The 12,166-nt window shown below is 73.2% G+C and carries 10 protein-coding genes; 5 read left to right on the top strand and 5 right to left on the bottom strand.

The window, feature by feature from the left end; all coding sequences use genetic code 11:
- Positions 1-51 precede the first annotated feature (51 nt).
- From AB0389_RS04350 to AB0389_RS04335, 4 genes are all read left to right on the top strand, one after another.
- Complete coding sequence (locus AB0389_RS04350; RefSeq protein WP_366393793.1) at positions 52-1,713, top strand: amidohydrolase family protein; 1,662 nt, start codon at positions 52-54, stop codon at positions 1,711-1,713.
- A 553-nt stretch (positions 1,714-2,266) separates the two neighbouring features.
- Positions 2,267-3,058 carry a polyprenol monophosphomannose synthase gene (locus tag AB0389_RS04345; protein ID WP_366393792.1) on the top strand — a complete coding sequence of 264 codons (792 nt, stop codon included), beginning with the start codon at positions 2,267-2,269 and terminating at the stop codon, positions 3,056-3,058.
- A gap of 77 nt (positions 3,059-3,135) precedes the next feature.
- Complete coding sequence (fxsA, locus tag AB0389_RS04340) at positions 3,136-3,729, top strand: FxsA family membrane protein (RefSeq protein ID WP_366393791.1); 594 nt, start codon at positions 3,136-3,138, stop codon at positions 3,727-3,729.
- Between the two features lie 193 nt (positions 3,730-3,922).
- A complete protein-coding gene (locus AB0389_RS04335; protein ID WP_366393790.1) occupies positions 3,923-5,131 on the top strand; it encodes an extracellular solute-binding protein in 1,209 nt (402 codons plus the stop codon).
- Between the two features lie 121 nt (positions 5,132-5,252).
- On the opposite strand, the gene AB0389_RS04330 is transcribed toward AB0389_RS04335, so the two are convergent.
- The 4 genes from AB0389_RS04330 to AB0389_RS04315 form a co-directional block, all read right to left on the bottom strand.
- Positions 5,253-5,627 carry an RNA polymerase-binding protein RbpA gene (locus AB0389_RS04330; RefSeq protein ID WP_114627560.1) on the bottom strand — a complete coding sequence of 125 codons (375 nt, stop codon included), beginning with the start codon at positions 5,625-5,627 and terminating at the stop codon, positions 5,253-5,255.
- A 264-nt stretch (positions 5,628-5,891) separates the two neighbouring features.
- Entirely contained in the window at positions 5,892-7,241 is a 1,350-nt protein-coding gene (locus tag AB0389_RS04325) for an MFS transporter (protein ID WP_366393789.1), read from the bottom strand.
- A 21-nt stretch (positions 7,242-7,262) separates the two neighbouring features.
- Positions 7,263-8,042 carry a glycerophosphodiester phosphodiesterase family protein gene (locus tag AB0389_RS04320; protein WP_366393788.1) on the bottom strand — a complete coding sequence of 260 codons (780 nt, stop codon included), beginning with the start codon at positions 8,040-8,042 and terminating at the stop codon, positions 7,263-7,265.
- Complete coding sequence (locus tag AB0389_RS04315; RefSeq protein WP_366393787.1) at positions 8,039-8,707, bottom strand: hypothetical protein; 669 nt, start codon at positions 8,705-8,707, stop codon at positions 8,039-8,041. Before AB0389_RS04315 ends, AB0389_RS04320 begins: the two co-directional genes overlap by 4 nt.
- Before the next feature lie 174 nt (positions 8,708-8,881).
- On the opposite strand from AB0389_RS04315, the gene AB0389_RS04310 reads away from it, so the two are divergent.
- Positions 8,882-10,381 carry a PLP-dependent aminotransferase family protein gene (locus tag AB0389_RS04310; protein WP_366393786.1) on the top strand — a complete coding sequence of 500 codons (1,500 nt, stop codon included), beginning with the start codon at positions 8,882-8,884 and terminating at the stop codon, positions 10,379-10,381.
- Positions 10,382-10,411: 30 nt separating this feature from the next.
- On the opposite strand, the gene AB0389_RS04305 is transcribed toward AB0389_RS04310, so the two are convergent.
- The gene (locus tag AB0389_RS04305) at positions 10,412-12,025 is read right to left on the bottom strand and encodes a hypothetical protein (RefSeq protein ID WP_366393785.1); all 1,614 of its coding nucleotides are present in this window, start codon (positions 12,023-12,025) and stop codon (positions 10,412-10,414) included.
- Between the last annotated feature and the right edge of the window lie 141 nt (positions 12,026-12,166).

Genomic DNA, 12,166 nt, shown 5'->3' with positions numbered 1-12,166 from the left:
TGCCCGGCCCCGCCCGGCCGCCGGGTGTGCGTACCCACGACACTGGTCCCCATGACCTCGCACACCACCCCCGGCGACAGCGACCGCACCGTTCTGCTCCGCGGGGGAGAAGTCCACAGCCCCGCCGACCCCTTCGCCACCGCGATGGTCGTCGAACGCGGCCACATCGCCTGGGTCGGCTCGGAGGGCGCCGCCGACTCGTTCGCCGAAGGGGTGGACGAGGTCATGGACCTCGAAGGCGCCCTGGTCACCCCCGCGTTCACCGACGCGCACGTCCACACCACGGCCACCGGCCTCGCGCTGACCGGCCTCGACCTGTCCGGCGCGCGGAGCCTGCCGGAGGCGCTCGCCCTCGTACGGGCCCACCGGGAAGCCCGCCCCGCCACCGGGGGCGGCGTGCTGCTCGGTCACGGCTGGGACTCCGACAGCTGGCCCGAGCGCCGCCCCCCGACCCGCGCCGAACTCGACGACGCCGCGGGCGGCCGGCCGCTCTACCTGCCGCGCGTCGACGTGCACAGCGCCGTGGTGACCACCGCGCTGCTCGACCTGGTCCCCGGCGTGACCGGACTGCCCGGCTACCGCCAGGACGCCCCGCTGACCGACGTCGCCCATCACGCCGTACGCGCCGCCGCCCACCGCGCGCTCTCCCCCGGGCAGCGCGCCGAGGCGCAGCGGGCGGCCAGGCGGCGGGCGGCCTCGCTCGGCATCGGCACGCTCCACGAGTGCGCCGGGCCCGACATCTCCGACGAGGACGACTTCACCGCGCTGCTCGCCCTGGCGGCGGCCGAGCCAGGACCCCGGATCCACGGCTACTGGGCCGAGCACATCAGCGACGCGAAGGGCGCCCTGCGCGTCCGTGAGCTGGGCGCGAAGGGCGCCGCGGGTGATCTCTTCGTCGACGGCTCGCTCGGCTCCCACACGGCCGCCCTGTGCGCCCCGTACGCCGACCGCGCCGACGCCGGCGCGGACCGTACCGGCACCCTCCACCTGGACGCCGCCGCGATCGAGGCCCATGTCGTGGCCTGCACCGAGGCCGGACTCCAGGCCGGCTTCCACGCGATCGGCGACGCGGCGACCGCCGCCGTCGCCGCCGGGGTACGGGCGGCGGCCGAGCGCCTCGGCATCGCCCGCGTCCGGGCCGCCAGGCACCGCGTCGAACACGCCGAGATGCTCACCCCCGCCACCCTCGCCGCCTTCGCCGACCTGGGGCTCACCGCCTCCGTCCAGCCCGCCTTCGACGCGGCCTGGGGCGGTCCTGACGGCATGTACGCGCGCCGGCTCGGCGACGGGCGCGCCGCGACGCTCAACCCGTACGCCGCGCTGCTGCGCGCCGGTGTGCCGCTGGCCTTCGGCTCGGACGCCCCGGTCACCCCGCTGGACCCGTGGGGCACGGTCAGGGCCGCCGCCTTCCACCGCACGCCCGCGCACCGCATCTCGGTACGCGCCGCGTTCACCGCGCACACCCGGGGCGGCTGGCGCGCCATCGGCCGGGACGACGCGGGGACGCTGGTGCCCGGCGCCCCCGCCGACTACGCGGTCTGGCGGACGGAGGAGCTGGTGGTCCAGGCGCCGGACGACCGGGTGGCCCGCTGGTCCACCGACCCGCGCTCCGGCACACCGGGACTGCCCGATCTCACGCCGGGACGCCCGCTGCCCCAGGCCCTGCGGACCGTCGTCTCCGGACAAACGGTATTTGTGGGACCGAACGAGTGACGTACGGACATTTCGCACCGCCGCTCGATGTCCGCCACCCTCCGCCACGACCTGCGGATCTTCCCCGCTGACCTGGTGATTCGGGTCAACAACGCAGGTCAAACGGCTATTGACAGTGAGCCGCCACCGGCGGGTAGGTTCGGCCGCGTCCACCATGGATGTCCGTCCGGCAACTTCCCTGCAGTCTCGAACGCCGCTGGGTCATGGGGTGGTGTGCCGCACCGGCGCACCACCACTGGGAGCCAGGTCCAGCGCCCGCGTCTCGTCGGCGAAGGAAGGATTCGGCCGGCCGGCGGGTGCGACCCGGATGGGGCCCCGGCGTTCAGTAGACAACGGCTTTCGGTCGACCCGCAGCCAGCGGGTCCCAGGTCGGCCCGAAGGACGCCGGGTCCCGATCCGCAGCCCATCTCCGGACATGCCCGCCCAATGCCGCCCCAATGGGCTCACCGCCCCCTCGACACCCTGCCGCCGAGGTGGTCGGCGGGCCCGGCGTGCTCGCTAAGCTGGTGCATCTGCGTACGGCTCTGCGTACGGCGATCCAATAGGGGCAGCAGTGAACGACGGTGACCAGAGGCGGTACGGCCCCCTCGGCACGGCCTTGGTGATCATCCCGACCTTCAACGAGGCCGAGAACATCGCGTCGATCGTCTCCCGCGTGCGGGCCGCCGTGCCGGCCGCCGACATCCTCGTCGCCGACGACAACAGCCCCGACGGCACCGGAAAGATCGCCGACGAGCTGGCCGCCGCGGACAGTCAGGTCAATGTCCTGCACCGGAAGGGCAAGGAGGGGCTCGGCGCCGCCTATCTGGCCGGATTCCGCTGGGGCATCGAGCGTGACTACGGCGTGCTCGTGGAGATGGACGCGGACGGCTCGCACCAGCCGGAGGAGCTGCCCCGCCTGCTGACCGCCCTCAAGAGCGCCGATCTCGTCCTCGGCTCGCGCTGGGTGCCTGGCGGCCGGGTCGTCAACTGGCCCACCACCCGCAAGATGATCTCGCGCGGCGGCTCCACGTACTCCCGGGTCCTGCTCGGGGTCTCGATCCGCGACGTCACCGGCGGCTACCGCGCCTTCCGCCGCGAGACCCTGGAGAACCTCGGCCTCGACGCCGTCGCCTCCCAGGGATACTGCTTCCAGGTCGATCTGGCCCGGCGCGCGGTCGCGGCGGGCTGCCATGTGGTCGAGGTGCCCATCACCTTCGTCGAGCGCGAGCTGGGCGACTCGAAGATGAGCAAGGACATCCTCGTGGAGGCGCTCTGGCGGGTCACCGCCTGGGGCGTCGAGTCCCGCGCCAACCGCCTCCTCGGCCGGAAGCCCGCGGGACCGCCCGGCCCCGCCCGCCCCTGATCCCCCGCCCGATCCCCCTGAATCCGGCTGATCCCGCGTTTACGCCGTCCGGATCCGGCACCGGGCACACTGGACGTATGACGACCGCCCAGCCGCACAGCCCCCGTCCGAAGCGCTCCCGCGCCCGCAGTCTGATTCCCCTGGCCATCGCCGCCTGGCTGGTGCTGGAGATCTGGCTGCTCACCGTGGTGGCCGACACCGCCGGCGCACTGGCCCTCCTGATGCTGATCGCCGGCTCGATCGTGCTCGGCGCCGTCGTGATCAAGAGCGCCGGACGCCGTGCCTTCCGGAATCTGACCGAGACCATCCAGCGTCAGCAGCGCCAGCAGCAGGGCACCCCGGAGGTCGGCGGCGCCACCCCGACCACCGGCAACGGGTTCCTGATGCTCGGCGGCCTGCTGATGATCGTGCCGGGCGTGCTCACGGACGTCCTGGGCCTGCTCCTGCTGATCCCGTTCGTCCGGGTGATGCTCGGCCGCTACGCGGAGAAGTCGCTGGAGCGGCGGGTCAGGGCGGCGGCGGTGCCCGGCAGCTTCACCGACGCCTACCAGCAGGCGCGGATGCACCAGCCCGACGGCAAGGTCGTCCAGGGCGAGGTCATCAAGAACGACGAGCGGCAGAGCGGCCAGCGCCCCGGTGACGAGGGCCCGCGCCCGCCGCTGACTCCCTGACCCCTCCGACGGCAGCGGACTCACGTACTCCACGTAACTCCACGTACCACCCACGCACCTCGCGTACGGTCACCGTCCCGTCACCCGTTCGCCCGGCCGAGGTCGCCCGGCCGGGCGGTTCAAGGGGTACTGGGGGAGCCGGCCCGGGCGCCCCGGGCCGGCTCCCCGACCGTGACCGGCAGGAGTCCCCCGTATGCCCGCGATATCCCGCACCCCCCGTTCCCGGCCCGCGCTCACCGCCACCGCGGCCGTCGCCGCACTCGCCCTCGCCGCGACCGCCTGTGCCGGGGCCCGTGCCGGCGGCGGGGCGGCGGATACCCCGGGTGCCGAGGCCAAGGCCCGTACCGGCGGGGACACCGGGAGCGGCGGGAAGGCCCCGGCCGTCCGCGAGGAGACCAGGTCGCTGGACGAGCTGTACCGGGCGGCGAAGGCCGAGGGCGGCCGGCTGACCATCTACGCGGGCGGTGACACCCCGACGCAGCAGAACGCCACGAAGGCCGCCTTCACCAAGCGGTTCCCGGACATCAAGCTGAACATGGTCGTGGACTACAGCAAGTACCACGACGCCCGGATCGACAACCAGCTGGCGACGGACACCCTCGTCCCGGACGTGACGCAGCTCCAGACCCTCCAGGACTTCACCCGCTGGAAGGCAGAGGGCAAGCTCCTGCCCTACAAGCCCGCCGGGTTCGCCCGGGTCCACGAGAAGTTCAAGGACAAGGACGGGGCCTGGACCGCCATCGGCGCGTACTCCTTCAGCCTCGTCCACAACAACGCCCAGGTGGGCGCCGCCGCCCCCGGGTCGGCCCGGGAGCTGACCGACCCGAAGTGGAAGGGCCGGATCGCCTCGACGTACCCCAATGACGACGACGCCGCGCTCTTCCTCTACAAGAAGTACGTCGACACCTACGGCTGGAAGTGGCTGGCCGCGCTGGCCAAGCAGGACCTGCGCTTCAGACGCGGCTCCAATACGCCGGCGGACGCGGTCGACGCCGGGACCAGCGCGGTGGGGCTGGCGACCGGCGGCTCACCCGTACGGACGCCCGGCGCGAAGGCGACCTGGATCGTGCCGAAGAACGGCGAGCCGTTCATGGCGTGGGGCCAGCGGGCGGCGATCCTCAAGGGCGCCAAGCACCCCCACGCGGCCAGGCTCTATCTGAACTGGGCGGTCTCCCGGGAGGTGCAGAGCGCCGGCGGTGGCTGGAACGTACGCACCGATGTCGCTCCGACCGGCGGACTCAAGCCGATCTGGGAGTACCCCAACGCCCATCTGGACGGATTCGTGTCGTTCATGGAGGACCGGGCGGGCGCCGAGCGGCTGCGGCAGACCATGACGCTCTACTTCGGCGAGGTCCGGGGCCGCCCGTCGCCGGGCCGGCTGGGCCTCCACCCGGGCCGCTGACCGCGGCGGGAAAGCGGCGGGACAGCACGAGCCGCGGGCCGCCCACATCAGGTGTGGTGCGGCCCGCGGCTCTGTGCTGTTGTGCGTATGGCGTTGTGCTGGGTACTGGCGTTGTACGCGGTCAGGCGGACTTTCGGCTGTCCCGCGGGTGCACGGCGATGTTCATGGCGCCGGAGCGCAGGACGGCCAGCCTCTCGGCCAGCACCTCCTCCAGCTCCTCACGCGTGCGTCGCTCCATGAGCATGTCCCAGTGCGTACGTGCGGGCTTGCCCTTCTTCTCTTCGGGGCCATCCCCGTCCACCAGGAGTGCCAGGGCGCCGCACGCCTTGCACTCCCACTCCGGCGGAATCTCTGCCTCTACCGAGAAGGGCATCTCAAATCGATGACCGTTCTGGCATGCGTACTCCACCGCCTGGCGCGGGGCCAGATCGATGCCGCGGTCCGTCTCGTAGCTGGTAACCACGAGTCGCGTGCCGCGGAGAGCTCGCTCACTCATGAATCGTGCCTCCCGGGCTTGTCGCCCACAGGACAGGTGTCGCTGTCGTCGTCATCCGGTCAACGTCCGGTCGGCGGTAAAGATTCCCGTTGCGGGTCTGCGTCGCCCGTCGTGCCGTTGCTATTTCAAGGATTGCGTACCCACCAGCGCCCGGTTTGTCACATCTAACAGGAGATGTCACCCAGCGATTTCGTTTGTCGAGTACGCAGTAACGGTCCGCCTGGCAGGCCAAACGCGTACACTACCGCCCTTTGAGTTCAACGTCTAAATACGCTCCGGTACGGGGTTTCCCGCGGCCGCGATCGCCCGTCCGATCGGGACCCTTGCCAGCAGGCCGAACCCTAGCGCGAAGAAGACCACAAGGGAGATGATCGCGTCGCGGTAGCTCCCGGTGAGCTGAAAAGCCACCCCGAAGACGAGCGGTCCCAGCCAGCTCAGCCCCCGGTCGCTCATCTCGTACGCGGAGAAGTACTCGGCCTCCTTGCCGCTGGGCACCAGATGCGAGAAGAGCGACCGCGACAGCGCCTGGCTGCCGCCCAGCACCAGCCCGATCGCCGCGGCCAGCCCGTAGAACGCGACGGGCGCGCCGGCCGGCAGGAAGTACCCCGCCGCCAGGATGAGCGTCCAGACCGCCAGCGAGCCCAGAATCGTCCGCTTGGCCCCGTACGACCGGGCCAGCCGGCCCATCCCGAGCGCCCCGGCCACCGCCAGGATCTGCACCAGCAGCACGGCCGTGATCAGGGTCGTCTGGTCGAGACCCAGCTCCTCAGAGCCGTAGATCGACGCCTGGGAGATCACCGTCTGGATGCCGTCGTTGTAGATGAGATACGCGAGCAGGAAGGAGAGCGTCAGCGGATGGCGGCGCATGTCCCGCAGCGTGGCCAGCAGCTGCCGCCAGCCGGTCCCCACCGCCCCCTCGCCGGCCGTGCGCTCCACCCGGCGGTCGCGCAGCCGGCGCAGCGGAACGATCGTGAAGGCACCCCACCAGACCCCGGCGGTCGCCAGACAGATCCGTACCGCCACCGACTCCGACACCCCGAACGACTCGTGGCCCGTGTACAGCGCCAGATCGAGCAGCAGCACCAGCGCGCCCGACGTGTAGCCGAACGCCCAGCCCCGGGACGAGACCGCGTCCCGCTCGTCGGGCCCGGCGATCTGCGGCAGATAGGCGTTGTAGAGCACCATCGAGACCGCCAGCGAGGCGTTCGCCACGATCAGCAGCAGCGCGCCCAGCAGATAGCGGTCGCCGTCCAGGAAGAACATCCCCGCCGTGGCGCTCGCGCCCAGATACGCGGAGACCGCCAGCAGCGGCTTCTTCCGCCCCGTACGGTCCGCCGCCGCGCCCGCCAGCGGCATCGCCAGGATGGCCACCACCAGCGAGAGCGAGACCGTGTACGCGAAGACCGAGCCCGCCCGGACCGGCACGCCCAGCGGATGGACATACCCCTCGGCGTCCGCCGCGGCCTTCGCCACCGAGGTCAGATACGGGCCGAGGAACACGGTCAGCACGCTCGTCGAGTAGACCGAGCACGCGAAGTCGTAGAAGTACCAGCCGCGCTGCTCGCGTCTGCGGGCCGCCGTCTCCCCGGCCGTATCGATGGTGTCGGCGCTCACCCGCGTGTCCTCCCCGTACCTTCAGTCCCAGGCGTTCCGCGCGGTCAACACGGTGCGCAACGTCTCCAGTTGATCAGTCATGATGCCATCGACACCGAGATCGAGGAGCGCCTCCATCCGGTCCGCGTCATTGACCGTCCAGACATGGACCTGGAGACCGCGCGCGTGCGCCGTACGGACGAAGCGCTCGTCCACCACCGGGATGCCGCTCTGCGCCTCGGGGACCTGGGCGCACACCGCGCCGGGACGGACCGGCGCGGGGATCCCGTACGAGCGCAGCCGCAGGCCCAGCACGCCCCGTACGCCGTACGAGGTGGCCAGCCGGGGGCCGGCGAGACGGGCCGCCCGCGCCACCCTGGCCTCCGAGAACGAGCCGGCGCAGACCCGGTCCCAGCTGTCCGTCCTGCGGATCAGCCCGACCAGCGGCTCCAGCGCGGGCGCCGCCTTGATGTCCACGTTCCAGCGCGCCTCGGGGAACTCCTCCAGCAGCTCCTCGAAGAGCGGCAGCGGCTCCCGCCCGGCCACCGACGCGCGCCGGACCTCGGCCCACGGCAGGTCCGCGATCCGGCCCCGCGCGTCCGTCACCCGGTCCAGCGTCGGATCGTGGAAGGCGACCAGCCGGCCGTCCGCGGTGGCGTGCACGTCGGTCTCGAAGTGGCGGTAGCCGAGAGCGGCGGCGCGGCGGAACGCGGCGGCCGTGTTCTCCAGGCCGTCCGCCGCGCCGCCGCGGTGGGCGAACGCGATCGGTCCTGGCCGGACGGCGCCCGGCCGGTCGAGATAGGGATGGTGGAGTCGGGTCACCGCGGCAGTATCGCCCCCTCCGGTGACCCCGTGGCGACGGCCGTGCCACCACCGGCCGCCTCCGGGATGGCGAACAGGCGCAGGAAGAACTGCGCCAGCGGCCCGATGGCCAGCGCGTACGCCACCGTGCCGATGCCCACGGAACCGCCCAGCGCGAAGCCCACGGCGACGACGGCCACCTCGATCAGCGTACGGACCAGCCGCACCGAACGGCCGGTCACCCGGTGCAGCCCGGTCATCAGCCCGTCGCGCGGACCGGGACCGAACCGCGCCGTGATGTACAGCCCGGTCGCCACCCCGTTCAGAGCGATCCCCGCGACCAGCAGCGGGATCCGGGCGGCCGGGCCGTGGCCGTCGGGGACCAGCGCCAGCGTCGCGTCCATCGTGATGCCGACCACGAACACATTGGAGACCGTGCCCAGCCCCGGCCGCTGCCGCAGGGGTATCCAGAGCAGCAGCACGACGGCGCCCACGACGATCGACACCACGCCCAGGGACAGCCCGGTCAGCTTGGCCAGCCCCTGCCCCAGCACGCCCCACGGTTCGAGCCCGAGGCCGCCGCGCACGATCAGCGCCGCGCTCGCCCCGTACAGCGAGAGCCCGATGTACAGCTGGGCGAGCCGCCGGGCGAGGTACGGACTCCGTGGGCCGGAGGTGATGGACATGAGACTGCCCCCTGATGGGATCGGTGCGGGACCGGTGCGGTGGCGGGACCGTGCGGACCTTTCCACGCCGGACCGATCCCCCTGGACCGATCCATGGTGGACTGGTAGAAACCACTCTGTGGCTGGCCGGTCTCCGCCAACCATGGCCAATCCGGGGAAGGTGGACTGATTTCCATGGCTCAGTGGACTTCCGCGGTCGGCGCCGCGCAGCTCGCGCGGCAGCTCCAGGCCCAGCGGACCGGGCCTCCCGGAGCCGGCACCCGGCGCCCGCCCGCCTACCGCGCCCTCGCCGACGGTATCCGGCTGCTCGTGCTGGAGGGCCGCGTCCCCGTCGCCGCCCGGCTGCCCGCCGAACGCGAACTGGCGCTCTCCCTCTCCATGAGCCGTACGACGGTCGCCGCCGCCTACGAGGCGCTGCGCACCGAGGGATTCCTGGAGTCGCGCAGGGGCGCCGGCAGCTGGACCGCCGTACCTGCGGGGAACCCGCTGCCCGCGCGCGGCCTCGAACCGCTGCCCCCCGAGTCGCTCGGCTCCATGATCGACCTCGGCACCGCCGCCCTGCCGGCCCCCGAACCCTGGCTCACCCGGGGCGTCCACGGCGCGCTGGAGGAGCTGGCACCGTACGCGCACACCCACGGCGACTACCCGGCAGGACTGCCCGCGCTGCGTCGGATGCTCGCCGACCGCTACACGGACCTCGGCATCCCGACCATGCCGGAACAGATCATGGTCACCACCGGCGCGATGGGCGCGATGGACGCCATCTGCCATCTCTTCGCGGGCCGGGGCGAGCGGATCGCGGTCGAGTCGCCGTCGTACGCCAACATCCTCCAGCTGATGCGCGAGGCGGGCGCCCGGCTGGTCCCGATCGCCATGGCGGAGGGGCTGACCGGCTGGGACCTGCCGCGCTGGCGCCAGGTGCTGCGCGACGCCGCGCCCCGGCTCGCCTACGTCGTCGCCGACTTCCACAACCCGACCGGCGCGCTGGCCGACGAGGACCAGCGCCGGCAGCTGGTCGACGCGGCGCGCTCCGCGGGCACCGTGCTCGTCGTCGACGAGACCATGTCGGAGCTGCCGCTCGACGCGGATGTCGCGATGCCCCGCCGGGTCTGCGCCTTCGACCCGGCCGGCAGCACGGTCCTGACGGTCGGTTCGGCGAGCAAGGCATTCTGGGCGGGGATGCGCATCGGCTGGGTGCGCGCGGCCCCCGATGTGATCCGCTCCCTGGTCTCCGCGCGCGCGTACGCCGACCTCGGCACCCCGGTCCTCGAACAGCTCTCCGTCAACTGGCTCATGCGGACCGGCGGCTGGGAGGAGGCCGTCGCGCTGCGCCGGGCGCAGGCGCGGGAGAACCGGGACGCGCTGGTCGCCGCCGTACGGGACCAGCTGCCCGACTGGGAGTTCCACGTGCCGCACGGCGGGCTGACCCTGTGGGTGCGCACGGGCGGGCTGTCCGGCTCGCGGCTGGCCGAGGTGGGGGAGCGGGTCGGGGTAAGGGTGCCGTCCGGGCCGCGCTTCGGCGTGGACGGGGCCTTCGAGGGGTACGTACGGCTGCCGTTCACCGTCGGCGGCCCGGTCGCCGTCGAGGCGGCGGCCCGGCTGGCGACGGCGGCGCGCCTGGTGGCGACCGGCGCGACCACCGGCACGGACGCGCCGCGCACCTTCGTCGCGTAACGGCGCGGTGCCCGGACGGTCCCGTACGGATCAGCCCTCGGCCGGCGCACCCACCGGCGCCTGCGCCTGCTCCACATGCGCGTCCGGTACGGCGTCCGCCACCGGAACCGGCGGTGACACCGGCGCGGGCGGCGCGGACCGGGGCGGCAGCAGGTCCAGGACCGCGCGCCGGTGCGCCTCGCTCGTCGCCTCGTCGTACGGGTCGGGCGTGGCCGGGACCTGGAGCCTGAGCACCGGGCCGCCGCCGAGGCGCGCGTAACCCCGCCCCGGCGGGACGTCAGGGACGGGCGTGGTGTGCGGCGGCGCCCCGAGCACCGCCTCCGCCTGCGCGGGGGAGACGGGTCCGAGGACGACCCGGGCGTGGGTGTGCGACCGCACCGTCTCGGCGACCGCGGCGGGCGCGTCCAGCTGGTCGGCCACGACCACGGTCACGTGCACGGCCCCGCCGTGCCGCAGCGGGATCTGGAGCAGCTCCTGCGGATCGGGCCGCCCGTCGGCCGCCGCGAGATGGCCGAAGACGCTCGGCCGGTCCAGCAGGATCCACAGCGGTCTGCGGGTGTCCTGGGGCGCGGGAAGGCCGGACTGCCGGGCCCGGTTGGCGGCGATCAGCCGGCGCTGCGTCTCGTGCGCGGCCCACTCAAGGCCCGCCAGCGCGCCGGACAGCCCGCACTCCACGGCCAGGACGCCCTCGCGCCCGGTCAGGCAGGCGAACTCACCGGTCCCGCTGCCCTCCACGATCAGCACGTCGCCGTCGCCGTCGCGGAGCGCCTGGAGCGCGAGCGAGCGCAGCAGAGCGGTGGCGCCGCTGCCCGGCCGGCCGAGGACCAGCAGATGCGGCGCGGTGGAGCGCGGGCCGGTCCGCCAGAGCACCGGAGAGGCGTCCAGCGCCTCGCCGCCCGCCACGACCGGCACGGTGCGCCGTACCGCGCCCTCGTCGGTGAAGCCGAGCACGCTCTCCCCGGGACCGGTCACGAAGTGCTGGGCCGCGATGGCGGTGGGGAGCGGGGACAGCACCGTCATCACGAGCTGATTGGCCTCCTCGTCCCAGTCGAAGAGGTACTCGCGGCCCCGCCCGGACTTGGCGTGCAGCAGATGCTCGACGCGGGCGCGCGCGTCGGGCTCACCGTCCGGGAAGTACGGGGGGTAGGTCAGCCGGAGCCGGGTGAGCCGGCCCCCGTCGTCGAAGGCGTATCCGTCGAAGGCCGTACTCCACTCGCCGCCGTGCGCGAAGAGCGGGCTCGGGTCCTCCGGCACGGAGAAGTACGGTACGAGCGCCTCGTAGAGGGACTGGAGACGCCGCACCTCCGCCTCGTCGGGCCCGGTGCTCACGGGCGTACGGTCCCGCCCCTTCCAGCCGGCCACGGCCATCACCCCGATCAGGGCCAGCAGCGGCCCGTACGGGACGAGCGCGATCACCAGCACGCAGGCCGCGACCAGGAACAGCGCGGGACCGCGCCGGTCCTTGGGCGTCCCGGCCCACCGCCGGCGGCCGGCGCCGGCGAGCATCCGCAGACCACGGGAGACCGTGATCAGCGGATGGAGCACATCGGTGGCGCCGTCGGCGGCCGTGCGGGCCATATCGCGACCGCGAGCGATCTGGACGCTGCCGCTGGTGAGGATGCGGGGGAGTGGTCGCCGGGCCACGTGTGTCTCCTGATGCGGGTGTGGAAGGGAAGGGGCGGGACCGCGTCTAGGGCCTGTGTGGGGTTGTGATCTGGGCTCGCGGGGCGTGGCACGCACGCTCGCGGCGTTGCCGAAATGCCCTAGTAGCTCCGCTACGAGGGC

This window comes from Streptomyces sp. NPDC093109 (assembly GCF_040701725.1).
Lineage (GTDB): Bacteria > Actinomycetota > Actinomycetes > Streptomycetales > Streptomycetaceae > Streptomyces.
The sequence above is the reverse complement of the archived record's forward strand: the minus strand, read 5'-3'. Positions and strand labels throughout refer to the sequence as shown.

Coding starts and splice junctions, on each gene's coding strand:
- AB0389_RS04350 (WP_366393793.1), top strand. CDS start 52: ATGACCTCGCACACCACCCCCGGCGACAGCGACCGCACCGTTCTGCTC.
- fxsA (WP_366393791.1), top strand. CDS start 3,136: ATGACGACCGCCCAGCCGCACAGCCCCCGTCCGAAGCGCTCCCGCGCC.
- AB0389_RS04310 (WP_366393786.1), top strand. CDS start 8,882: ATGGCTCAGTGGACTTCCGCGGTCGGCGCCGCGCAGCTCGCGCGGCAG.
- AB0389_RS04315 (WP_366393787.1), bottom strand. CDS start 8,707: ATGTCCATCACCTCCGGCCCACGGAGTCCGTACCTCGCCCGGCGGCTC.
- AB0389_RS04330 (WP_114627560.1), bottom strand. CDS start 5,627: ATGAGTGAGCGAGCTCTCCGCGGCACGCGACTCGTGGTTACCAGCTAC.
- AB0389_RS04335 (WP_366393790.1), top strand. CDS start 3,923: ATGCCCGCGATATCCCGCACCCCCCGTTCCCGGCCCGCGCTCACCGCC.